This window comes from uncultured Nitrosomonas sp. (assembly GCF_902826915.1).
Classification (GTDB): domain Bacteria; phylum Pseudomonadota; class Gammaproteobacteria; order Burkholderiales; family Nitrosomonadaceae; genus Nitrosomonas.
Map to the genome: position 1 here is coordinate 1 of NZ_CADEGP010000053.1, position 23,024 is coordinate 23,024.

A 23,024-nucleotide genomic window follows, 5' to 3' on the forward strand; every position below is an offset into this window, starting at 1 on the left:
TACAATATTGTTAAACTCAATCAGTTAGTTATGCTTTTTGAGTAAGCTCTATCTAAATATCTACCCACTGTTTGATTAACAATCAAAGCATTCCCACATGAATAGCTGAAATATACGCTTACTTTAAGAAAAACTTGAATTGGCTTCTCGTCTGTCACCACAAGATCTATCTGCTTTACGATATCTTCAGTTAATGGAGCTGCATCAACTCGCATCAATTTATACGCATCAATATCTGAATCATACTGTAAGAAAAATTTTCGGTACAAGCCTGGCTGTCCAAGCGCATCGACACTTGGAATTGAAAGTGTGCCGCTATCGTGATAAAAAGCATTACCCTGCTCATCATCTTTTATAACACGTTCAAAGATTATATCTTTGTCTACCATCCCGGCATTAGTTGAACTACTTTGCGCCCAAACTTGATTCAATACCATTAATCCCAAAAACCAAAAATAGGTCTTTTTATTTTTACTCCGCTGCTTACACAAATCTCAATTTGAAAAATAGTATGCCTAGCAGAGAGTATGATTTTTTAACACCCAGGTGTCTATCAGCTCGCAAAGTTGATCAGGATGTGTGGCCGGGAGCCAATGATCGGAGTCAATGGTAACAAACTCCACTCGTGGCAATGCTGCAAGCGCGGATTGCGTGCGCTTTGCATCGGTGATGCTTCGCCCGCGCGATTGAATCACCAGGCAGGGACAATGCACAGTAGCAACCGGCAGAGGTTGCATAAGCTCAATGAGATTACTGAAGTACTGGACTATCGGCATCGTCTTGATGTCAAGCCAAGGTGAACCGTAATCTGACAATATTTTTTTTAGTTGCGTATGATTGGCTTCATGAAGGCGACGGTCCAGTAGCTGCAGGTCCAGAGTTTCGAGCTGGCGTCGATAAAGACCAAAGCGATTGAGTAATTTAATCAATCCCAAAGCAAGATGCAGTACCGGCAAAAGCCGCCGTAGCCAGACAAGCATGCCCGTTACCGCTTCACGCGCCATGGGTTCGATCAGCACCAATCCAGCACACCTATCGGGAAAGCGCGATGCGAAGCCAAGCGCAATGTTGGCGCCCAAACAATGGCCCACTACGAAAGCTTGCGCCTGCTGCTCGTGATCCAGCATGCTGGCAATATCTTGACTCCAGTTTTTGATACGTGCCGCTCCTCGCCAAATGGATTCTCCGTGTCCGCGTAGATCTGGACGAAGCAGAAGCCGATCGTTAGCCAAACGGCTATGCTTAACGAAATGCCACCACCGCGTAGAGTTACTTGCAGCACCATGCAGCAGCACGATGGGCGTACACCGTTCACCTTGTACCGGTGTCCATCGCCGGTAGGCGAGTTCAGCGCTATCTTCACCCTGGAAATATCGTTTTTCATCCATCTACAAACGCCCGCTTTTTTCCAAGCGCCGCTTGACCATCCGGTGGTAGATTGACGACAGCAATGGCCGAATCACGGGCAGACCGATGAACCAAGCCAGCGGCTTTAGCAGGAATACCCGGGATATCAACAAAATATAAGCATCCAGTTCGGAAACTATCTTTTGTTGCTCATCACGAACATGCAACTGAGTCAGGGCCAAGTGGGGATCAATACCGATGCCACGCAAATGTTCGTCTTGCCCAGTGATATCGAACCAGCATACATCTTTCCCATTTTTTCCTGCCAGCTTTTCATAGTTTTCTCGATCCTTGATACAACTGGGGCATGCGCCATCATAATAAACGGTGATCTTTTCTTTTTCCTCACGCATCATAATCCCTCTTGATTAGATACCAAAACGGCAAGGATACCGAGATCAGGCCTTACATCTTATGCCCCTTCTTATTGTAATAATCCAAGCGATGTAGCCGGCAAAAATAACAATGAGGGTGCCAAATGTTTAAGGTCTACAACGGGTACTTCATTGTGTGATTATTATGTCTTACGCAATTGCGTTGTACTGGGCAAGAAATACCCAGCACAACGGTATTTGATCTAACTTCAGATACTAATTTGTTACCTTATTTCTATAATCCATTTGTCATCAGATCATAATAATAAACTGCCTTTCCTTTTTACTGACTTGAGCCTTAGTCATCATTGCTGCTCTCTTCTTCTAGCAACTGCCCCCGAATCACACCTGCTGGGAAAGCCGTACTATGCACATTCGCGTAGATTTTTCCGCCTCGCATTGCAAAAGCCAGAGAAGCGATGTTATTAAGCGGCACGCCGCATGCTTCAATAGCCTCAGGTGTTTCAGGCGATACGATATCGCTGTTATCCAAGGCAACTTCAACTGAACCTTCGCCCACATCCACTGGCGGATCTACAGGACCGAAAAGAAAAGCCACGATCGGCCCGTTCACCCCCGCAGATGCACAGTGAAAATGTGCCTGCGTTACTCCAGAACCATTACGAACAGTAAGACGAAACTGCGCTTTGGTTAACGCCGAATCAAATTCAACTTCGATTGCGCCGGTAGTATCAGCAGCAACTCCGCCTGCGGGAGTGGTAACCTCTTGCGCGCCACTTAAGCCCGCCTTGAATTTTAATTCATTTGCAGCATATGCAGAACTCAATCCAAAAAACAATATTATCAATAAAAACAGATTAATATACAGTTTCTTCATGATTTATTCTCCTTATAGAATAACCACCTTTCGATAGCGATATTTCTAATTTAAAACTCAAGGCGGTATTCGGGTTCAAAATTAAGAATCCTTGTGCTTGCGAAGAACAACGCCAAACACTCTTCGGCGCAGCTATAGTATGGTGAATTCAAGCACCAATCGCAATAGTTAGATTAAGTAGTAAACTTGCGATTCCCCTTGGTCTTGCCAATAGGCTGTTTATTAATTTAAAGTTATGACTCCATGAGCAAAGTTGTTCTTGTTTTACTGTGTAAGCGACCGGCTCTCGGCATAGGTAAGCAAAGATTGGCTGCGAGTCTAGGTATGGAATTGGCGCAGCAGGTTGCTGATGCATTGTTAGCATGTGCACTGGAAGACACATGTCATTGGCCTGGCCCGGTGATCATTGCGCCCGCCAATCAAGAAGATATGGAATGGGCGCAAGCCTTGTCAGTGCCGACGTATTTTCCGGGAACCATCATGCCGCAGGTGGCAGGCAATTTAGGACAGCGGCTCAATGCATTAGATCGGGCATTGCGTGCGCAAGGCATGGAACAATTGGTATTTATCGGCAGTGACGCACCGGGGTTGACTTCAGTTGATTACGAGGCGACCTGTGCTGCATTGCAATATCATGATGTTGTGTTAATTCCAGCCCTCGATGGTGGTGTCGTGCTTATGGCCAATCGATGTACATGGCCGGACTTGGCTGCTTTGCCGTGGAGCAGCAGTCGTTTAGGCCTCTCTTTGATGGATATTTGCCGCAATGCCGGACAATCCGTGATGACGATAAAACAAGGGCGTGATGTCGATGAGTTAAAAGATTTGATAGCGCTGACTCGTTTGCTGCGACAAGATGAACGACCCGCGCGCCGTGCATTGTTGGAGCTTGTTGATAAGATCACTTCATCTACAAAGATACCTTATGGTTAAGTATAGTGTCATTATCCCTTGCTATTATGATGATGAAAATTTAGCGCGTTTAATGAGGCAGTTGCAGAAATTACCGAATAAGCCGTGTGAAATCATTATCGTTGATGCTGCCAATAGCGCCCACTGCTTAGATATTTGCAAACAGTTCAGGATACAGCGGTTGGTGAGTGAGCCTTGCCGTGGGCAGCAATTGCGCCTTGGCGCAATGCAGGCCAAAGGTGACGTGTTGTGGTTTCTGCATGCGGATGCGCAACTCTCTACCGATCCGGTGGCAGCGATATCAAGTGCGTTAGCACGAGGTGCAATTGGTGGTTATTTTCGTTTCCGCTTTGCCAAGCCGCGTGCTTGGCAAGCTTTTATTTTGGAACCGGCGATAGCGCTACGATGCCGTTTCGGTGTTCCCTATGGTGATCAAGGAATTTTTATCAAACGCTTAGTTTATCAACAAATAGGCGGACATGCGCCGTGGCCGCTGTTTGAGGAAGTGCCTTTAGTGCAATCCGCTCGTCGTTGTGGTAAGTTTTTAGCATTGTCCGAGCCTGTTTTTGTCGATACGCGTCGGTGGCGGCGTGATGGTTGGTGGCGGCGTACCTGGCATAATCGTAAATTGGCCTGGAATTTTATGCGTGGCGTTACGCCTCAGGAACTCGCTGAAAAATACCATTCTAAAATTGGCTCGTGAATGACATAATGATGCAAATCATCCAATGTGAAGGAATATCATGCAAGAGATTGTGCAAAAATATTATGGTGAAACCCTTACAGGAACTCAGGATTTATTGACTGATGCGTGTTGCACAGACACAGGATTGCCGCATTTTATCAAACCGCTGCTGAATCGAGTGCATGCGGAAGTGCGAGCACGTTATTACGGCTGCGGTTTGGTTTTGCCTGAATTACTGGAGGGATTAACCATTCTGGATCTAGGGTGCGGTGCGGGGAGAGATGTGTATGTGCTATCGCAATTAGTCGGAGAGAAAGGACAAATCATTGGCGTGGATATGACTGAAGAGCAACTGGCGGTTGCCCGTCAGCATGAAAAACACCACCAGAAAGCCTTCGGCTACAAACACAGCAATGTGCGCTTTCTGCACGGCTATATCGAACGGTTGCACGAGCTTGCATTGGCGGATGCCAGCGTGGATTTAATCGTATCGAATTGCGTCATTAATCTAGCGTCAGATAAGGCGGCGGTATTGCGTGAAGCTTTCCGTACATTGAAACCTGGTGGGGAACTGTATTTCTCCGATGTCTACAGCGACCGGCGTATTCCAGCGGAATTGACGCACGATCCGGTACTGTATGGCGAATGCTTAAGCGGCGCACTGTATTGGAATGATTTTTTGCAACTGGCGCGCAAGAATGGTTTTGCCGATCCGCGTTTGGTCGAAGATCGGTCAATTGGCATTAATAACTCTGAGTTATCCGACAAAACCGGGAATATTCATTTTTATTCGGCAACTTATCGGCTGTTTAAATTGCACGATCTGGAGCCGGCTTGTGAGGATCATGGACAATCGGTGGTATATCGAGGCACGATTCCTCATCATCCTCATGCATTTCGGTTGGATAAGCATCATTTTATTGAAGCTGACAAGCAGTTTCTAGTGTGTGGGAATACCTGGCGTATGCTGCATGACACGCGATTCAGAGAGCACTTCGATTTTTATGGTAACTTTGATCAGCATTTCGGTATTTTCTCCGGTTGTGGCATGGGCATTCCGTTTGCAGATGCAACCACTGACGGACAGACCAGCGGATGCTGTTGAACATGAATGCCACTGTTTTACCAACATCTGGAAAACCCCACACTCATCGCTCCAAATCATGGTATGTCACACACGATGACAAGCCGCATGGCTTTATCCGTTCGCATGCTTTGGAGGAATTATGGTTTCACACCGGCACCGCGTGTAATTTAGCTTGCCCCTTCTGCCTGGAAGGATCAAAACCTGGTGATGATCGCCTGCAACTGATGCGTTTCGATGATGCTAAACCATATATTGACGAAGCGATGGTTCTAGGCGTTAAGCAATTTTCTTTTACCGGTGGAGAGCCTTTTGTTAACAAAGACATAGTACATATTCTGGATTATGCATTGCAGCATCGTCCCTGCATGGTGCTGACTAACGCTACGGAACCACTGATCAAGCGTTTGTCGCAATTGGAGTCAATGCGTGAACATCCCCATGCTGTGCATTTCCGAGTTAGCCTTGATCATTTCCTGGCGGATGAGCATGATCGGTCCCGTGGTAAGGGGATGTTTTCGATGGCGCTGGATGGTTTATATGCTTTGAATGAGTTGGGATTCAGTGTATCCGTGGCAAGTCAGAAAATTGCTGGTTTGTCGGCAAGTAAAGTAGCTAAGTGCTTTGCAGAGGTTTTTCGCGGCGCGGGTTTACCAGAAAATTTACCGCGAATTGAATTTCCTGAATTTTATCCACCTAATAGTATCGTTCCTGCGCCCCAGATTACACAGAGTTGCATGGTGGATTATCAAACCGAATCAACCCGGCGTGAATTCATGTGCGCTTTTAGCCGTATGGTGGTGAAGAATGCCGGTGAATGCAAGGTTTATGCGTGCACACTGGTCGATGACGATGCTGATTATGTGTTAGGGCGAACTCTGACTGAAAGTCTGCAAGAACCGGTGAGTATGAAACACCATCGGTGTTACAGTTGTTTTCAGTTTGGCGCTTCGTGCAGTGAAATGAAGCGATAATAATTAAATATCATTGATTATTTGAGTTCTTTTATTCTTGACTTGCCGTTTTTTAATGTCGTAATGAGAATAACATCCAGTGCCTAGAAAAGAGCCGATGGATACGGAAGGCGGCATCATGGCATTTGAGTGCATTTAATATGGCAGTCCCTGAAAATGGCTTGTCATCATACTGACACAAACTGATGACTAAAAATCAGTATATCCCACTTTAAGATTGACTTCAGCCAGAAACGAATCTGCCGACTATAATGAAGCTATTACAATCTAGAGGTGATGGACTATGGCATACTCTGCCAAAGAAACCAATACAGTAAGTCATAATTCAGTGACAAAGAATGAACAACTACTAACGATAATCGAGCGCGTCACTTGTGCCCTCAGAACTTTGAGCGCTGGCAATCATACTTTATTGCATGCCTCAGACGAGCAAGAATTGCTGCATGATATGTGCCAAGTTATCGTGGAAAAGGGTGGTTATCGCATGGTTGGCGTCGTATATGCAGAACACGACGAAGATAAGAGTCTTCACTGGATGGCAAGTATTGGAGTCGATAAAGAATTTGTGGAGGCGCTACAATACACATGGGCCGATACAGAAATGGGACGCTCCGCTACAGCTACTGCGATTCGCACAGGCCAGCCCTGTGTGGGCAGGAATATCCTCACTGACCCTGTCTACACTGCCCCCGCTTATGCTCCTCTTCGCGAAAATGCAATCAAGGCCGGTTATGCTGCAGTTACCGCTTTTCCTTTGCGCGTTAATGAGCAGGTGCTTGGTGCCTTGGTTATGGGTGCAATCGAACCTGATGCGTTCGATGAAGAAGAAGTCAAGTTACTCAGCGAATTGGCCGATGACTTGGCTTATGGCATCACCAACCTGCGCATGCGCATTGAGCATCAGACAGCCCAAGCTACCATTGCACGGCTGGCTTATTATGATTCCTTGACTGAATTGCCCAATCGCACCTTCATGCTTGAGCGCTTGCAAGATGCCATTCAAACTGCAAAAAATAATCATCATCCTCTCGCTCTCTTGCATATGAGTATTGTCCGGCTGCGTGGCATCAATCAAATCCTAGGTTATGGTTCGGGAGATCAATTGCTGCAACAACTGGCTCAGCGGCTAAAGCGCAGCCTGGAAACTAGTGATTTCCTGGCGCGAGTCGGTGAAGGCGAGTTTGCTTTGCTCTTGCCCAGTGGAGGATCTGGTGATGCTATTCAAGCTGCACAGCGGCTGGCTAATGTCTTGCACGACTCCGTGGAAGTAGCGGGTCTAATGGTCGATCCGCGCGTCAGCATAGGCATTGCCCTTTATCCAGTTCACGCTATCGAAGCGGATATCTTGTTGCGACGTGCTAATGCGGCTACAAATGATGTCTGTCCTTCCCGGGGCGGCTACGCCATATATACAGGAGGACAGGAACAAGAATGTACCCGACGTCTTTCCTTGATGGGGGATTTTCGTCAAGCGATTGAACGAAAAGAGTTATTGCTATATTGTCAGCCCAAAGTCGACATTGTTTCGCGACGGGTGTGTGGAGCAGAGGCTTTGGTGCGCTGGCAGCACCCTGTGCACGGCATGCTTGCAACCACGGAGTTCATCAAGCTCGCTGAAAATGCCGGTTTAATTACTCCTCTGACGCATTGGATGCTCGATGCAGTTTTTAGTCAAAGTTATGCCTGGCATGAGGTAGGGTTAGAGCAGGCCTTATCGGTGAATTTATCCGCGCATGATTTGTATGACCCTATGCTTATCGACCGTATCAAAGGTCTGTTTTCCACTTGGAATATTAGTCCGGAGCTGATTCAATTTGAATTGACCGAGAGCACCTTAATGGAAGAGCCGTCAATCGCATTAGAGACATTAACCAAGCTAAAGAAACTTGGGACCCGATTATTCATTGACGACTTTGGCACGGGATATTCGAGCTTGAGTTATTTGCAAAAACTGCCAGTAGATTCAATCAAGATTGATCAGTCGTTTGTCATGCCAATGGAAGCAAACAATGATTCAGCTGTGATTGTGCATTCAACCATTGAACTTGGGCATAATCTGGATTTGGAGGTAGTGGCGGAAGGAGTCGATAGTCAGGCTGTGTGGGATCTCCTGGTAACATTGGAATGCGATGTGGCGCAAGGCTATCTGATCAGCATGCCGATGCCAGCAGAGGAATTCAGCAATTGGGAAAGCGAGTGGGTGCGTATGCCGGTGTAAGGATGCTGCGCATATTTGTCCGTAATGTATTGTCAAGTTAAGTAAATTTGAAAATAAATATTCAATTACAGACTTTAAGTCTGACGTTACTCTTTTCCAAGACACACCCCCTTATTTCAGCTCGCTATAGGAGCTTAAGTTAAATCAATAATAGAACTAAACTGCACATTGTATGATTTCAAATGGAAATCGATGGCACTTTGTATACATCGCTAATTTTTTCATTTCTCTATTATCGTTCAGATGCAGCTCACTTAGCATTGTCCTTGTTTCATATCAATTCCTTGCAAATCTTATTCCAATGGTTGCATTGGTATCCGATGCAGTCAATATGGCAGAAAAATGATCGTCGATTTGAATCCACTGTGCACGACCAAACCTGATATCGGTCGAAGTGAGAGGATCGCACACTCTTGCATTTTCCAATTCTTCTGCAATATCCGTACAAACTAAATGATAAAGCTGTTGCGCCATGCCGATATCGGAATCAGGAATCGGTGCATCACGCGATGTGGGGCTTTTGTTCCGCCCACCGCTCATGCCGCGATAATAGGTGATTTGACGAAAAGCTGAATTATCATCGATTTCCACACGAGAAATAGTACTCCGCCCTTTATCCGCATATTCCTGTTTTGTATACAAAGACTCCTTGATCTGTATGTAATCCCGCGCTTGTAGAATATCCGCAATCATTTCTAGTGGTGTATTGATTGAAATACCCTCGATTTCAACCGTTTTCAATGTTTGCCTTTCCGAATTGCCAGCCCATCCATGCGATGCAGCAATGCATAGTAGCCCGACAATCCAAAACAACATGAACTTCCGAGTAAGGCTACCCTGGCATAATTTTTTCCATTTCATATTGTTCATCTCAATCTCCTTGTAAGAACTTTAATGCGCATGTTCACCGGGTGGCGGCATGATTTCATCTTCTTGATTAAGTTGCCTCAACTGCAGTGTCAAAGCATCGAAATTTTGCCAACCAAATCCTTCGAATTGGCCCACCCATCGTGCGCGCAAGTAACCAAAACGATCGGTAATAAATTCCATATGTCCAGGAAACATTCCTTTACCCGACAAATCAGGAACCGTTCTAACTCGGCGGTAGAGCCAATAACTATCTTTGATCTCCGACCAACCCTCGATTACCACAGGAAAATTAGCAATTTCAGCAACTTGCTCCAACTCCGCTTGACTCAGCGCACGAATTGGAACCGCCAGAATCTCGGTATTTAGCGCCTTGATTCTGTCATATGCAGCAGCCAATTGAAAAAAGCGTTCTTTAGATTGAGGCCAAGAAAATAACACTAGCAATACATTCTTTTGCAAACGGAAATCTTTTAAATTGCCACTGGAACCATCATTCGCTGCATAATTAAATACCGGCGATGAGATGACAGGCATCTCAGGTAAAATCATACTCCCCAACAAGCGCGCATCAAAACCACGCGACAGTGCATGAAGAAAATTGATCAAATCCCAGCGATCATCTTCGGATAAAGTTGCTGCATAACCCGGCATTTGCGTTCCAGGGATACCGCGCGTTAACAGATGAAAAACGTTACCTACGGTATATTTTGCCGTATGTTGTTGCGTCAACAGATCGGTAGGGTCACGCACGTCGGGATCGACCACAGGCTGAGTACCCTTGCCTTGCGGTCCATGACAGTTGCTGCAGTTTTCTGCAAACAACCTGGAACCATTAACAATGGAGATCGCATCAAAAGGGATTGTCGGTTTCAAATAAGTCTCAGGATAAGCTTCAATCGCTAAAGGCGGCAAAGCAATCGCCATCGAACTCATTCCCAGCAAACTAGGCACTAAAATCTTTGCCATGCGATTCCAGTGATTCTTTTTACCCAACCAGATAGTACTCAATGCGATGAGAAACAACACAATTCCGGACCACACCATTTCTTGCACATACGGCTCATCCCAGGTTGCATTGATCGAAAAACGGAACGGATAAGGCCAATTCTCAATCATCGTATGCTTGGCAGGGAGCGTATTGGCCAGAATGGTTGCAAGCAGTACCAACAATACTGCTAAAAAGAACTCAATGCCGACCCACTGCCTTAGATATTTAGTGCTGCGATTGTTCTGTTCAATACTGTCCTCAGACAACTTGGGAAGCCACCGGTAACGTACTTGATATGCAATCACCAAAATGACCGCCAGAATACTTAACTTGGCGATTAATAACCAGCCGTAAGGACTGGCAACCAGGGTATGATAAAAAGTTTCAACCAAGCGATCGGTCACAATCAAACCGGTCACCGCCAACAGCAACATGACAGGCGCTGCAATGACTGAGAATTTTTTCAGATAACTTGCCGTTACCAAGCCCATTGCTTTACCGGATGCACTGTGGCTACTGTATAAAACAAGCAGAACAGCCGGTAACGCTCCAAACCAAACGCCTGCCAGCAATATATGCACCGCATACGGAGCAATCGCTGCAAACGACATCTCGTCCGCGCTGGAATGACTCATCAGCGTACCCGCTATCAGCGGAAGCGAAGCAGCAACAGCCCATAAAAGATAATGCCATCTTTCCCGGTTAGCACACCGAAGAGCAAGAATGGCCATCAATAGCACACTTGCCAGCGCCGCGCGAACCACCCAAACATAACCAATCTGCGTTTTCTGCACGATTTCCAGCCAGGCAAGTGGACTCCAAACATTAGCAACAATTCCCGTTGCTTCACCTGTCGTGATAGCCAGGATGCCAATCAATCCAAGTAAGACGGCACCCGCCATCCATGGAAAACACCTTTCCAACCGGACGATCCAAGCAGCTTCAAATAATGTTTTCTGCTGACCAATAATAAACAGAAAAACACAACTTCCAAATAAAATTAAATTGGCAGTCAATTGTGACCACCGAGCAAATGCAGCAATGAATTCAATCATGTTATTACGATAAGGCCATTTCTATTATTGTGACAATACCTGCGAAATAGATTGCATAGACAGCAACTCGATCAGCAGGTAATTCAGGGTTTTCTGGGTTCAGATAATATATGAAAACATTCTACCTTGAGTGGAGAGATATTCAAGCCTACTCGTGTGCACACCATCGAGCACTTAAAGTTGCCTATACGATTGCGTATTGCTGATTTTATCGGGCAATGAAAAATCGACTACCAACGCATCATGAAAGCAATTCAGTATCGCAGAGAGCGATGCATCTGATTTGCACAGTGGCGAGGAAAGAGGCGGTTTTTTTGGGGTATCTCGTGGCGATACCGCGCCATCTCTTAAGATGAAGAAAAGCATTTTCAACAAGATGCCGCAATTTATAGCGCTCTTTGTCGTAAGACCTCTGTTCTGTGCAGTTTTTCTTTGAGGGAATTACGGTCTCCATACCCTGCCTCCTTGCCTGTTCAATAATTGCGTTGCTGTCATAACCGCGATCTGCCAGCAAATAATCCGCGTCAAACCCTTCGATCAGGCGATCAGCTTGCGTGCAATCCGCTGTGGTACCTCGTGTAATGAGAGTTCTGATCGGCATACCATGCGCATCCACGGCCAGATGCATCTTGGTATTACCCTCCTTTTGTGCGACTCATGTCTTGATTTCCGCCTCTGGCCTCAGCAGCATGGAGGTGAACCTTGCAATGGCTGGTGTCAATAATCATAAGCCATTCGTAATCCGACGGCAAATCCCGCCACGGTGCGTCCGTGCGCATAATCCAGAAAACAGCATTATAACAGCTACGTTATTTAGCTCTACCGAACAAAAATAAGACCGCTATCATCCAAGTACAGTCATGCCTTTTAAGCTATTTTACTAACTTCTTCAACAGCAAAAAAATTACTCGCCATTCTTCACGAATTATTCACTTTATTATCACAAATTATTCACATTGCTTGTGTTAGCCTTCCCTACCGATGGACGGGGATATTTATCCATTATGAATAAAATACGAAAATAAATTCTCCCTACAATACAAACTGTGATTCATAATTAGAGCAAACTAGAGTTAAGAATTCCTAATAAATTAATTATTTATTTTATAAAATTAAACAAATGCATCTAGCAAAAACAAAAAAAGGCAAATGATTCAATGGGGATACTCAGTCTATTACTTGCAGCGCCTGCAATTGGTATTTTATTTCTGGCGTTGACACCAAAACAGAATACAACTCAAATACGTTTTATTGCCAACTTGTTTGCAACAATTGCTTTTTTAATCAGTTGCTGGTTGGTTTTCAGTTTCAACATACATGATGGCACTCTACAATTTGAACAGCAGTTTATATTCAATCCAAAATTAGGCAGTCACTTTGCCCTCGGCATTGATGGTTTATCACTGCCAATGGTAGTTTTAGCAAGCTTACTCACTTCTATAGCATTACTTGCATCGTTCAATATTTCCCACGGCGTTAAAGGATATCACATCTCAATTCTTCTCCTTGAGTTGGGTATGCTGGGTGTATTTCTTTCACAAGATTGGTCTTTGTTTTACATCTTTTGGGAAGTAACCTTAGCGCCTTTATTTTTATTGATCGGCCGTTGGGGAGGTGCTCAACGCCATGTGGCAAGTCTTAACTTTGTACTCTATACGATGGGCGGATCAATTTTTATGTTGATGAGTCTATTCGCGATTAGTCAATACATGCCCCCTCACAGCAGTACATTGATGGCTTCAATGAGTGTGGCAGCACAAAGTATGCCGAAAGATGAGCAAATATGGGTGTTATTTGGATTTTTGATTGGCTTTGGTGTCAAAATGCCTATTTTTCCATTACATGGCTGGCTACCGCTTGCCCATGTAGAGGCTCCGAGTCCAATCAGTATTTTGCTGTCCGGCATCTTGTTAAAAATGGGTGCTTATGGACTCATAAGAGCCATTGTTATGCTGCCTGATGCGGCGCTAACATTGCAACCGATTCTCGTTTTTATTGCCTTGTTCGGCATGATTTATGGTGGCTTATTGGCATGGCGACAAACAGATCTAAAAGCAATGGTAGCTTATTCATCGGTTAGTCACATGGGAATTGTATTGCTAGGCATCGCTACTCTAAATTTAACTGGGATGACCGCTGCCGTGCTACAAATGACCGCGCATGGATTGATTGCAGGTGCAATGTTTTTACTGGTTGGTTTGCTTTACGAGCGAACTCATACACGTAACATTCTGGATTACAGTTCTTTGGTTAGAGTCATGCCGCGTTTCGCATTATTTATGACTATTACACTATTCGCAGCCATGGGGCTTCCAGGCACGGTTGGTTTTGTCGCTGAGCTTCATACATTCATTGGTGGTTTTCAAGAGTGGGGGTTCTTAATGGTATTTCTTGGTCTTAGCATACTCATCAGCGCAGCTTATGCCATGCGGACAATTGGCATGTTATTCACGGGCCCTGTCAAACCACAAATGCGCGAAATTGAAGATTTGCGAACACCCGAATTAATAGCTGCGAGTATATTGGTTGGAAGTATTTTGCTATTTGGTTTATGGCCTTCGTTACTGATTGATTTGTCGTCAGCAACAGTAAATCAAATGAATGACATTATCAGTCTAAGTATTCAACAAGATTAGGATTAGCAATGCAAGAAAATTCTGAGTTTCCCGATAAGAAGCAGCAGATTCTAGCGTATTTAGATCACTTGGCCCATCTGCTACCTGGGCAAGCAACAATACGTGAATTCGTTCACCACAATACGATTCATGGTTTTCAGCATTTGCCATTTGAAAGCGCTGTGAAAGAAGTTGAAACCCTAACCGGTATTCATGGCTATTTATCAGATGATCGTAACAGGGCGCTATACCTGAAAGGATCAATTACCGATGAAGATTTAGCTGCATCAATCGCGCACAATCCTGTATTACAGGCTGAACAAGTTGTTTGCAAATTTGATCAAGTAACGATTACAAGGAACGATATTTATCGTGTCGCGTTGTTATATGATTTACATGGTATATCTGACAGTCAGTTAAATTGGCAAATTGAGGAATTAGAAGCGCTAAAAAAAATTCAATTTGATGTTCCAGAAGTGAAGCGCGAACAATTGCTGGCAACTGACATGAGTGAAGAAGAAGTTGTCAGGTCAATATGGAATCATATTTCAGATAAAGTTGAGTTGGAACAAGCATCATTACATCCTGAGAATATGCTTGATTTGTCAGAAGAACAAGCAATTATCTGGCTTGATAAAATACGCATGGCTCAGTCAGGCGGTGATGATTTGATGGTTCATCAGAAGATGCGCCAAGATGCTGAGATTAAACTCGAAGAGATGTTAGCGCAGCTGGGTGACAGTATGACGCTACGTGATTTCGTAAAGGCGCTCACAGGAACTGACATTCTGTTCTCTGTTCGTGCGCAGTTAATTCGTATATGTGCTTCTGCCTTAGATGAAGGTGTGTCGGCCTGGAAATTACCTGATTGTGAACATGGTTTGTACACTGCTTGGCGAAAGGTTGTTTATTTTGATGCCAATCCTTTTTTGCATGATATCCCTGATTGGCAGCAAGTGATCTCAGAAGCACCTGACGATCCGATTGACTGTATTATTATGCAGTTAACAAACTTGGAAATTCCAGAAGAAAAATGGGAAGGGTATTTACGCTTGCTTGCGTTTGAGCTGCCAGGTTGGTCAGGCATGATTAGTTGGCGACAGCATAACCCGAATTATCTACCCGATAGTGGTCCGTCAAAATTACATTTAGCCGATTATCTGGCGATTCGTTTAACATTGGATAGATTATGGCTTACACAAGCTTGCCGTGAAAACTGGGATGTTGAGCCTAAAATCAGTGTATTACAGTATTATTTCAATAAAAACCTGTCAGAATTCACGGTTCGATCCCAATTGTACCAAGGTGAATTACCCGAATATATTACCCAATTAGCAAACAATCTCCTACAACGTGCGGGTTCTGAGCGTCAAAATCAAACTGAGTGGAAGGAATTGGCCGACCTAGTGTGGACGTGGCAGTTCAGTCCTATGGCCGAAAACAAAATAGAGCATAATGCTTTTAATACAGGGTGGCGTTTATTTCGCTTATGCCAGCATTTGGGAATTAATGCGACGCATCTTATACATATCCAGAAAAAAGATTTGCTTGATATGTTGGCAGTATTAGAAGAATTTACTGCGGACAAGCGTGGCAACGTATGGCTTTATGCTTACGAATATCATTACAGAGAAAATTTTTATCAGATCTTACGTGCCAATCGTAACCGTGGTCGATGGGCCGTGCGTAAACAGAGGCCCCAAGCGCAGATAGTTTCTTGTATGGATGATCGTGAAGAAAGTTTACGGCGCCAATTAGAGGAAATTAATCCGTCAATTGAGACCATCGGTGCCGCAGGTTTCTTTGGCGTACCAATGAATTTTAAAGGTCTTGATGATACCAAAAGAAAAAAACAGTGTCCGCTTCCTGTAACACCAACGAACGAAGTTAATGAAGTGCCGAGAGTGGGAACGGAAAGTACGCTTCAAGGGCATAATGTAGGGAATCGCTTTTATAAAAAGATTACGTATGTTATGAACCAATCTTTAAGACGTAGCCTTATACTTTCACATGCGGTTATTGATGCTTTAGCTCCGTTGGTATTTGTTAACTTATTAGGCAAAATATTTTTACCTAAACATGCGTTATCTGTTAATAGCATGATCAAAGAATCCATTGAGAAAAAGGTGCCAACACAATTACAGTTTAATGCACCCGCTTCCGACGTCGCTGCGACAATTGAGAATCCTCGTTATGGTTTTACGGATATCGAGCAAGCAGACAAACTTTCCGTATTTATGCGTACGACAGGCTTGTCTTACGGATTTGCGCCGATTGTGTGTTTATTTGGGCATGGTTCTACAAACCAAAATAACCCGCATGGATTTGCTTATAACTGTGGTGCATGCAGCGGAAAACGCGGGGGACCAAATGCACGTTTGTTCGCCGCCATGGCGAACCGCCCTGAAATTAGGGCATTGTTGGTGGAGCGCGGCGTAACTGTGCCGGAAGATACTTGGTTTGTTGGTGCCGAACATGACACGTGTAGCGATGAATTCACTTGGTTTGATCTTGAAGACATACCTGAAAAATCATTGCCACATTTTGAAGCCCTTCAAAGTGATTTGATAAAAGCGAGTAAAGCATCTGCACATGAACGATGCCGCCGTTTTGATTCAGCCAATAACCCTAAAACACCAGAAGAAGGTAAAGAGCACGTTTTCTTACGGTCTAATGATTTCTCGCAGGCATTTCCTGAATTCAATCATGCAACCATTGCTGCTGCGATTGTAGGACGACGCTCTATCTCACAAGGAACATTTTTGGATCGCCGGGTTTTCTTGATTTCATATGATCCAACGCAAGATAAAGATGGCAAATTGTTAGAAAATTTGTTATTAGCCGTTGGCCCAGTGGGTGCCGGTATTAATCTTGAATACTACTTTTCTACCGTAAATAATGATTACTTTGGTTGTGGCTCAAAGATTACACATAATATAACGGGCATGTTTGGCGTGATGGAAGGCACGAGCAGTGATTTGCGTACAGGCCTGTCAAAACAAATGGTTGAAATTCATGAGCCTTTACGATTACAGGTTTTAGTCGAAGCTAAAACTGAGGTGCTTGGGCAGATTTACGAGCGTCAAGCAGCACTTCGTGAGCTTATTGGAGGTGGCTGGATATTGTTTGGAGCAATTGATCCTGACTCTGGTGATATTTCTATATTTGAACGTGATACTGGGTTTGTACCTTGGCAAGCTGAAGAGAAAGCACCGCCAGTCTTTGAAACATCAATGTCATACTATCAGGATCAAAATGAGCCGCTGTCACCAGTGTTAATTAAACAGCCTGATTTGCCTGGAGCTTAAAATGGATTTTTTGGTCGTATTAATACCCTTAATACCGCTACTCGCTGCTATTTATATCGGGTCGGATTTTTTATTTAATAAGAATAGAAAAGGGAACCGAGAAGCGGTGGCGGCACTGGTTGCAAGATCAGCTGTATCGATATCTTGTGTCTTAGCTATTACGCTACTGGTATCAGATCTTTCTAATAATAACGATGGCTTCTATCATGTTGGACAATGGTTAGGAAGTAAAAATTTAAGTATTGATCTACTTTTTATTACCAGCGGATATAGTGTTATTGTCGCCACTCTATTTTCAGTCATTTTAGTGGTAGTCACTCGATTCTCAACTTTCTATTTGTTTAAAGAGCCTGGATTTATTCGCTACTTGTTCATATTCTGCCTATTTTCCACGGGCATGATGCTAATCACGTTATCGGGTAATGCAGTTATAACCTTCATTGGCTGGGAAATGGCTGGGTTATGCTCTTATTTCTTAATTTCATTTGCTTATGATCGTCCAGTTGCCACGATAAATGCCACACGTGTTTTCGTGACTAACCGGATTGGTGATGCCTCTTTTATATTAGGTATCGCTTTGTCTTTCTATTATCTCGGAACCACCAATTGGTTAGATATAAATGACATGGCTGATTTGTTAACAACGGCGACAGCAACGGTTATCGCTTTAAGTTTTGCCGGCGCAGCCTTTGCAAAATCGGCGCAGTTACCGTTTTCACCGTGGTTGGCTAGGGCTATGGAAGGGCCTACACCGTCAAGTGCCGTGTTCTATGGTGCAGTAATGATACATTCAGGTATTTTTCTGATTATATTGTTGCAGCCTATTTTTGAAAAAGCACCCTTTGTGATGGCACTACTAGTTGTTGTCGGTTTATTTACGGCGCTATATAGCTTTATCATTGGATTAACTCAGACGGACGTCAAAAGCTCAATATGTTTTGCAATCACAGGCCAAATTGGCTTAATGGTTGCTGAATGTGGGTTAGGATTCTGGGAGTTGGCTAGCTGGCATCTTTGTGCCCATGTCATTGTTCGTGGCTATCAAGTTTTGACTTCACCATCGCTTGTTTTCAGTGTTAATGGCAATCCAATGCGTCAAGTATCTTCTCATCTTGGCAATAAACGTTGGCTATATAATATTTCTTTACAGCGTTTTTGGTTAGATCCTATTGCGGATAGAACCTTGGTGAGACCGATTAGTGGCCTAGGAAAAGATCTTGATTATTTCGACAATAATTTTATTGATCGTGTAATGGGATCGCCTGCTTCTGCTGCGACAGCCATTTCATCACTAACACAGTTGGAGCAAAAGATATCCCCTTCAGAACAAAATAATGACTTGAATAAATTAGGTCGTGGCAGAGGGTTTGCCGGCAAACTTTTAGAATGGATGGCTGGCGCCATGAGTTGGTTTGAAGAGCGCCTAGTGCTTCGTGGTATTGGTATTGAAATGGTTGATATTGGAAAACAACTCGGTCATGCCGCAAATACTTTTGAGAAATTGTTACTTAAATCACGCTATTTGGTTTTGTTTGTTTTCGTGGTTTTAATGATTGCGTCTTCAATTTGAGGATTTGATGGATATTGTAAATATTACCCTATGGTCGGAAGCAACATCGTTTCCGGTATTAACAACCTTGACGCTGGTGCCATTAATAACAATGCTCATCGTTTTGTTGTTACCTTCACCGGTCTTGGCTTTGCGTGCTGGTTTTGTTGGTGCGATACTAACAATTTTGCTTAGTATTTATCTTCTGCTTGTTTTTGATACTGCGCAACCTGGTATTCAGCTATACGAACAAATACAGAATTTAATAGTTACCTACACCGTTGGCGTTGATGGCACTAGTGTTTTATTTATACCTTTGACCGCCATTTTAATGCTCGTGGCATTAATCTATACGACAACGACTAGACGTTCCTCGGATCGCATCCAGATTGCTTGTATTTTAGGTTATGGCACAATCTTAATTGCCGCGTTTTCTGCTATGAATGCATTGCAGTTTTGGTTTTTCTGTCTATTGGAATTAGTGCCCGTTGTCATCATGACAATACGTGCTGGATCTGGGCAAAATCGACGTTGGGTTGTTGCATTATTATTACAGCACTGGGGTAGTGGCTTACTCATGGTTTTGGCTGGATTTATGCTGCTCGGGTTTGGCGTGATGGGTACTAATGAAGTCTTGTCGTTCGATTGGTTTGCACTGCGTCACAGTGATACTGAACTTGAGTATGCCACTTTAATTTTTGTACTCTTGTTTTTTGGTTTTGCTATTCGAATGCCACTATTTCCATTTCATGCATGGTTACCTATTTTAGCAGAGCAAGGAACGATTGCCAGTGCTGGAATCTTCTTAATTGGTATTAAATTAGGGATTTATGCTGTTATTCGGTTTGTGATCCCATTCATACCAGAAACTGCTGAGCAATGGGCCGATTTTGTCATGATACTTGGACTGATCGGTATTTTCTATGGCGCTTTGTTAGCACTGATGCAAATCAATATTCGTCGTTTATTGGCTTTTGCAGTGATTAGCCAAACAGGAATGTTGATTATTGGGGTTTTTGACTTCAATACCTACGGTATGGAAGGAAGTGTTTTACTTTCTTTATCTTTTGGACTTGCAACTGCAGGTATTCTATTTAGCATTGGAATGATTTATAAACGTATGCATACTGCCTATATCACCCGTTTGGGTGGTATGTTTGATGCGAATCCTGCGATTGCTGTTTTATTCGTAATTTGTGCGCTAAGTACCATGGTTATGCCGGGAACACCAGGTTTTGATGGTATCCATTTATTGGTCGAAGGTACGATTAAAGGTCATGGCTGGCTTGTTTCTATTGCAATTCTGATTGGTAACGTTTTAGCTGCTGCACTTTTGTTACGAGCATTCCAGCAGATTTTTATTGCTGAACCCAAACGTTTCCAAGGTCCTTTCTTATATTCACCAAAGACAACAAGCACTCCCCCTTCAGTAAAGAACGAAGGAATAATTGCTACGGTTATTTGCTCATTAATTATAGTTGTCGGCGTTAATACTTCGCCTTGGCTGCATATGATTGATCAAGGTGTCTCACCTATGAGTGAATTGCATTCAACTACGTATAACGAACAACATACAGATACTACAACTGTATTGACTAACACCAAGGACATTCAGGATGAGTGAAATTGATTTTCCATTATTAACGCTTATTATTCTGCTGCCCTTATTGGGCGCCATTGCAGTCGGTATGATTAGTAATGCGAAACAAGCGAAGATTATTGCACTAAGTATTGCTGGTTTTGAATTACTTTTGTCACTTCTTGTTTTACAATTCTTTGATAGTCGCAGCGGCGATTTTCAACTGGTTGAGCAATATACTTGGATACCTTTACTAAATATTGAGTATCTCGTGGGTGTTGATGGCATATCGGTATTATTCCTGCCTTTGTCTGCATTATTGACCATAGTTGCGATGCTGGCTTGTTGGAATTCTACGCAATATAACCCGCGCTTTCATTTTTCATTGTTATTGGCGCTTGAAGGTATCACCATTGGCGTATTTTGTGCGCTGGACATGATGTTATTCTTTTTATTCTGGGAATTGACATTGCCACCACTTTTTTTTCTGATTGGATTGTGGGGAATAGGCTCACAACGTCGAAGTGCTGCCATGAAATATACTTTGTTCATGCTGTTTGGTGGCGTACCCTTGCTGCTAGCAATGATTGTTCTTGCAACCAATCATGCGATACAGGTAGGTGGAAGTATTCCTTATGATCTATCATTCAGCTTCCTTGTGTTGTTAGAGACCCCACTCCCAGATAATTTACAAACTATTGTTTTCTTATTGTTATTGTTTGGCTTTGCGGTTAAAGCGCCATTAGTGCCGTTTCATACTTGGTTACCAGCGGCTGCGATGGAAGGTCCGACACATATTGTTGCCTTGTTGATGGGCTTAAAATTAGGGATATATGGAATACTTCGATTTGCTATGCCTTTAGCGCCTGTGGCGGCGGTTGAATTTGTTTGGTTGGTATCTATATTAGGTGCGGTTACCCTCGTTTATAGTGCGTTGATTGCATTGCAGCAAACCAATTTAAGGCGTTTGCTTGCTTATGTCAGTATTAGTCACGTCGGTTTAGTTATTATTGGCCTATCCTCATTTAATATGCAGGGTGTTCAAGGCGCCATATTTCAGATGCTAAATTTCACGTTGATTGCAAGCGCTTTAATACTGATAGCTGGATTTATTCAGCACCGCTTGGGTAGCACGGACCTAATTCATTTAGGCGGAATTGCAAAAGTGATGCCTAAACTCACCTGCTTTTACTTTTTGTTCATGCTTGCAAGTATTGGACTGCCGGGAACAAGTGGATTTCCTGCTGAATTGTTAATGATAGTTGGTGCATTCATGGCACATTCCGGCTTAGGGATTGCTGCATTGTCTGGTGCAATCCTTGGGGCGGCATATATGCTGTCTTATACTCGCCGTGCTTTTCTTGGGCCGATTAAACATAATGATGTATGGCAGACACAAGACTTACAACTTCGTGAACTTTATTTGCTTTGTGTGCCAGCCTTATTGGTACTGTTGTTTGGTTTCTTTCCTGATATGATATTGGATGTGAATAAAGCAGCTTCAGAAGTTTGGTTGTCACGTATACTGTTTGATTCTCCTTAGGCTAGTTGCTTTGTACGCGCCCAGCGCGACCAATCTAAATAAAAAACTCGACTGCACAAGCGACCGAGTTTTAGAAGATTGAGTAAGGTCTGATTTTGAGGGCGGGCAAGTTGATGATATTTTATCAATTTGATAGGAATCTTTATGAAACGTATTCCCCGTCGTGTGTTTACAGAAGAATTTAAGAAAGAAGCGGTTTGTTTAGTGCAATCAGAAGGATTAACAATAGTTGAGGCTAGTAGGAATCTAGATATTGCACCTAAGTCCATCAGAACTTGGATCTCGCAATATCAGCAAGGCACGCGCACAGGCAGCCTCGGTGTCGCAAGCTGAGCGCTGAACAATTACGTATTCATGTGCTAGACGTGAATTAGCAATGGCCCGTCGGCTGGGTGTGCGTTTTGCACAGCGGTTACTATGACTGGGCTAAACGTGCACCTAGCCAGCGAGCTGTTACCAACTCCCGCTTGATCGAGCAGATCATGGTTATATATCGCACAAGCGATTGTACGTATGGCCGCCCCCGCATTACCGTTGAATTAGCCGATCGTGGAGTCAGGGTCAATGAACGACCCCGCCCCAAGGGGCGAGGTATCAGAGCTGTGAGATGTGGGAAGTTAGAAAAGTGCAAGCTGCCTATCTTCGTGTAGTTTTTGATACTCTTTCCCTTGTCCCTTAACATAGTTCCTTATCGTGTGTTCATCGCCATGACGACCAACAGTACTCGCAAAATAGCCATCACTCCAAAACTCACCGCCCCAGAGTTGTTTTTTGACATGAGGACACAAGCGAAATATCTCACTTGCTGTGATACTCTTAATCAGCGTTACCAGTTTTGTTACACTATAGGAAGAAACGCTTTGCACTAAAAAATGAACATGATTGTTGACACCGGTTGAAAATTGACCAGGTAATTCACGTATTCTGCCTAAATTTTAGGCAGGAGAATTTAAGAGATGATTACCATGGTTATGTAGAGCTTACTCAAAAAGCATAACTAACTGATTGAGTTTAACAATATTGTA

Annotated in this window: 18 protein-coding genes and 2 pseudogenes; 12 read left to right on the plus strand and 8 right to left on the minus strand. The window is 43.7% G+C overall.

The genetic code is table 11. The annotated features are described in order from the left end of the window. Window positions 1-20 precede the first annotated feature (20 nt). From QZV86_RS09940 to QZV86_RS09955, 4 genes are all read right to left on the minus strand, one after another. Complete coding sequence (locus QZV86_RS09940; RefSeq protein WP_295627194.1) at window positions 21-431, minus strand: hypothetical protein; 411 nt, start codon at window positions 429-431, stop codon at window positions 21-23. Window positions 432-515: 84 nt separating this feature from the next. Next, the gene (locus QZV86_RS09945; RefSeq protein ID WP_295627197.1) at window positions 516-1,388 is read right to left on the minus strand and encodes an alpha/beta hydrolase; all 873 of its coding nucleotides are present in this window, start codon (window positions 1,386-1,388) and stop codon (window positions 516-518) included. Continuing rightward, window positions 1,389-1,763: a thiol-disulfide oxidoreductase DCC family protein gene (locus QZV86_RS09950; protein ID WP_295627200.1), complete on the minus strand. Its 375-nt coding sequence runs from the start codon at window positions 1,761-1,763 to the stop codon at window positions 1,389-1,391. Window positions 1,764-2,079: 316 nt separating this feature from the next. Next, the gene (locus QZV86_RS09955) at window positions 2,080-2,619 is read right to left on the minus strand and encodes a CHRD domain-containing protein (protein ID WP_295627203.1); all 540 of its coding nucleotides are present in this window, start codon (window positions 2,617-2,619) and stop codon (window positions 2,080-2,082) included. 243 nt (window positions 2,620-2,862) lie between these two features. Between QZV86_RS09955 and QZV86_RS09960 the strand changes: the two genes are divergently transcribed. From QZV86_RS09960 to QZV86_RS09980, 5 genes are all read left to right on the plus strand, one after another. Further along, window positions 2,863-3,552, plus strand: coding sequence for a DUF2064 domain-containing protein (locus tag QZV86_RS09960; protein ID WP_295627206.1), 690 nt, complete (start codon window positions 2,863-2,865; stop codon window positions 3,550-3,552). Then, window positions 3,545-4,234 carry a TIGR04283 family arsenosugar biosynthesis glycosyltransferase gene (locus QZV86_RS09965; RefSeq protein ID WP_295627209.1) on the plus strand — a complete coding sequence of 230 codons (690 nt, stop codon included), beginning with the start codon at window positions 3,545-3,547 and terminating at the stop codon, window positions 4,232-4,234. Before QZV86_RS09960 ends, QZV86_RS09965 begins: the two co-directional genes overlap by 8 nt. Window positions 4,235-4,274: 40 nt before the next feature. Beyond that, the gene (locus tag QZV86_RS09970; RefSeq protein ID WP_295627212.1) at window positions 4,275-5,321 is read left to right on the plus strand and encodes a methyltransferase domain-containing protein; all 1,047 of its coding nucleotides are present in this window, start codon (window positions 4,275-4,277) and stop codon (window positions 5,319-5,321) included. A gap of 2 nt (window positions 5,322-5,323) precedes the next feature. Next, the gene (locus QZV86_RS09975; protein ID WP_295627216.1) at window positions 5,324-6,274 is read left to right on the plus strand and encodes a radical SAM protein; all 951 of its coding nucleotides are present in this window, start codon (window positions 5,324-5,326) and stop codon (window positions 6,272-6,274) included. 283 nt (window positions 6,275-6,557) lie between these two features. Continuing rightward, complete coding sequence (locus tag QZV86_RS09980; protein WP_295627219.1) at window positions 6,558-8,492, plus strand: EAL domain-containing protein; 1,935 nt, start codon at window positions 6,558-6,560, stop codon at window positions 8,490-8,492. Between the two features lie 276 nt (window positions 8,493-8,768). On the opposite strand, the gene QZV86_RS09985 is transcribed toward QZV86_RS09980, so the two are convergent. From QZV86_RS09985 to QZV86_RS09995, 3 genes and pseudogenes are all read right to left on the minus strand, one after another. Beyond that, window positions 8,769-9,362 (minus strand): hypothetical protein, encoded by a 594-nt coding sequence (locus tag QZV86_RS09985; protein WP_295627224.1) that lies wholly within the window; start codon window positions 9,360-9,362, stop codon window positions 8,769-8,771. 21 nt (window positions 9,363-9,383) lie between these two features. Next, window positions 9,384-11,405, minus strand: a complete 2,022-nt coding sequence (locus tag QZV86_RS09990; protein ID WP_295627227.1) for a CopD family protein — start codon at window positions 11,403-11,405, stop codon at window positions 9,384-9,386. A 241-nt stretch (window positions 11,406-11,646) separates the two neighbouring features. Then, a pseudogene (locus tag QZV86_RS09995) lies at window positions 11,647-12,202 on the minus strand (IS5 family transposase); the annotation flags it as partial. A 360-nt stretch (window positions 12,203-12,562) separates the two neighbouring features. Between QZV86_RS09995 and QZV86_RS10000 the strand changes: the two are divergent. The 7 genes from QZV86_RS10000 to QZV86_RS13810 all read left to right on the plus strand — a co-directional run bounded on the left by QZV86_RS10000 (window position 12,563) and on the right by QZV86_RS13810 (window position 22,649). Further along, window positions 12,563-14,041 (plus strand): NuoM family protein, encoded by a 1,479-nt coding sequence (locus QZV86_RS10000; protein ID WP_295627230.1) that lies wholly within the window; start codon window positions 12,563-12,565, stop codon window positions 14,039-14,041. 8 nt (window positions 14,042-14,049) lie between these two features. Further along, entirely contained in the window at window positions 14,050-17,328 is a 3,279-nt protein-coding gene (locus QZV86_RS10005; RefSeq protein WP_295627234.1) for a DUF2309 domain-containing protein, read from the plus strand. A 1-nt stretch (window position 17,329) separates the two neighbouring features. Next, the gene (locus tag QZV86_RS10010; RefSeq protein WP_295627238.1) at window positions 17,330-18,898 is read left to right on the plus strand and encodes a proton-conducting transporter membrane subunit; all 1,569 of its coding nucleotides are present in this window, start codon (window positions 17,330-17,332) and stop codon (window positions 18,896-18,898) included. A gap of 7 nt (window positions 18,899-18,905) precedes the next feature. Then, complete coding sequence (locus QZV86_RS10015; protein WP_295627241.1) at window positions 18,906-20,501, plus strand: NuoM family protein; 1,596 nt, start codon at window positions 18,906-18,908, stop codon at window positions 20,499-20,501. Beyond that, window positions 20,494-21,999 (plus strand): NuoM family protein, encoded by a 1,506-nt coding sequence (locus QZV86_RS10020; protein WP_295627243.1) that lies wholly within the window; start codon window positions 20,494-20,496, stop codon window positions 21,997-21,999. The genes QZV86_RS10015 and QZV86_RS10020 overlap by 8 nt, the downstream gene beginning before the upstream one ends. Before the next feature lie 144 nt (window positions 22,000-22,143). Further along, window positions 22,144-22,332, plus strand: coding sequence for a transposase (locus QZV86_RS10025; RefSeq protein ID WP_295627246.1), 189 nt, complete (start codon window positions 22,144-22,146; stop codon window positions 22,330-22,332). A gap of 59 nt (window positions 22,333-22,391) precedes the next feature. Next, window positions 22,392-22,649, plus strand: coding sequence for an IS3 family transposase (locus tag QZV86_RS13810; protein ID WP_366925697.1), 258 nt, complete (start codon window positions 22,392-22,394; stop codon window positions 22,647-22,649). On the opposite strand, the pseudogene tnpA reads toward QZV86_RS13810, so the two are convergent. Continuing rightward, window positions 22,617-22,883: pseudogene (tnpA, locus tag QZV86_RS10030) on the minus strand (IS200/IS605 family transposase); the annotation flags it as partial. The gene QZV86_RS13810 and the pseudogene tnpA overlap by 33 nt on opposite strands. Window positions 22,884-23,024: the final 141 nt, after the last annotated feature.

Coding starts and splice junctions, on each gene's coding strand:
- QZV86_RS09985 (WP_295627224.1), bottom strand. CDS start 9,362: ATGAACAATATGAAATGGAAAAAATTATGCCAGGGTAGCCTTACTCGG.
- QZV86_RS10020 (WP_295627243.1), top strand. CDS start 20,494: ATGAGTGAAATTGATTTTCCATTATTAACGCTTATTATTCTGCTGCCC.
- QZV86_RS10000 (WP_295627230.1), top strand. CDS start 12,563: ATGGGGATACTCAGTCTATTACTTGCAGCGCCTGCAATTGGTATTTTA.
- QZV86_RS09975 (WP_295627216.1), top strand. CDS start 5,324: ATGAATGCCACTGTTTTACCAACATCTGGAAAACCCCACACTCATCGC.
- QZV86_RS09970 (WP_295627212.1), top strand. CDS start 4,275: ATGCAAGAGATTGTGCAAAAATATTATGGTGAAACCCTTACAGGAACT.
- QZV86_RS10015 (WP_295627241.1), top strand. CDS start 18,906: ATGGATATTGTAAATATTACCCTATGGTCGGAAGCAACATCGTTTCCG.
- QZV86_RS09955 (WP_295627203.1), bottom strand. CDS start 2,619: ATGAAGAAACTGTATATTAATCTGTTTTTATTGATAATATTGTTTTTT.
- QZV86_RS10005 (WP_295627234.1), top strand. CDS start 14,050: ATGCAAGAAAATTCTGAGTTTCCCGATAAGAAGCAGCAGATTCTAGCG.
- QZV86_RS09960 (WP_295627206.1), top strand. CDS start 2,863: ATGAGCAAAGTTGTTCTTGTTTTACTGTGTAAGCGACCGGCTCTCGGC.
- QZV86_RS09950 (WP_295627200.1), bottom strand. CDS start 1,763: ATGATGCGTGAGGAAAAAGAAAAGATCACCGTTTATTATGATGGCGCA.
- QZV86_RS10010 (WP_295627238.1), top strand. CDS start 17,330: ATGGATTTTTTGGTCGTATTAATACCCTTAATACCGCTACTCGCTGCT.
- QZV86_RS09980 (WP_295627219.1), top strand. CDS start 6,558: ATGGCATACTCTGCCAAAGAAACCAATACAGTAAGTCATAATTCAGTG.
- QZV86_RS10025 (WP_295627246.1), top strand. CDS start 22,144: ATGAAACGTATTCCCCGTCGTGTGTTTACAGAAGAATTTAAGAAAGAA.
- QZV86_RS09945 (WP_295627197.1), bottom strand. CDS start 1,388: ATGGATGAAAAACGATATTTCCAGGGTGAAGATAGCGCTGAACTCGCC.
- QZV86_RS09965 (WP_295627209.1), top strand. CDS start 3,545: ATGGTTAAGTATAGTGTCATTATCCCTTGCTATTATGATGATGAAAAT.
- QZV86_RS09990 (WP_295627227.1), bottom strand. CDS start 11,405: ATGATTGAATTCATTGCTGCATTTGCTCGGTGGTCACAATTGACTGCC.